This is a genomic window from Mesorhizobium sp. P5_C1 (genome assembly GCF_054049815.1).
The window spans coordinates 1-720 of record NZ_JBFULQ010001267.1 but is presented as its reverse complement, the minus strand read 5'-3'; the positions used below and the strand labels follow the sequence as shown (position 1 = coordinate 720).

General features: G+C 62.9%; 1 protein-coding gene. It reads right to left on the bottom strand.

The window, feature by feature from the left end; translation table 11 throughout:
- Positions 1-20: 20 nt before the first annotated feature.
- Positions 21-720, bottom strand: a 700-nt coding sequence (locus ACXJ7R_RS35300; RefSeq protein ID WP_457155826.1) for a glycosyltransferase family protein, incomplete at its 5' end; no start/stop codon positions are given.

Sequence of the window (720 nt, the reverse complement as noted above, 5' to 3'; positions counted from 1 at the left end):
CCGTGAAACGATGAACCGCCCTAGGATCCGTGAACTTTTCCGAAACCAGGCCCCGCTTTCAGGGACCAGATTCGATACCGCTCGCGCAGGATTTGCGCCGCGTGGCGCGCACCTTCCAGGTCGAGACGATGCGCGGATGGCGTCGGTCCCACAAGCGCCTGTTCGATCGCTTGCGCCAGACCTTCAGGCGTTAGGTCCTTTTCCGTCAGCACTGTTGCAAGACCGAGGTCTTCGAGCATCAGGGCGCGAACCGTCTGTTCGGTTTCGCCGCCGGCTGCAAATGGAACGAGCAGGGAGCGACAACCCGCGCGCAGCACATCGCAGACCGTGTTGTAACCCGCCTGCGAGACTGACAGGCGGGCGCCGGTCAGCAGGCTGGCGAAATCCTCGCGGAACCGGAAGATGGACAGGCCCGGCGTGGCATCGCGTGCGATCGCGTCAAACTCGTCTTTCGGCAGGTTTGGGCCGGTGATCAAACACCATTTCCAGCCTTTGTTGGCATTGCGCGCCGCTGCTATGGTGGACCTGACAAGGCTCTTTCCGGCAGCCCCGCCGCCAACCGACACCAGAACGTCGAAGCGCTCGGAGGCCGCGGCCGATGGCGGCGCGGCAACGAGCCCTGTGTAGGTGACCTCGGCCCTGATCGCTTCAGCCAGTGGAAATGTCTTGTCGATGGTTGCGAAAGCCGGATCGCCGTGGACCATGACAAGGTCGAAATGC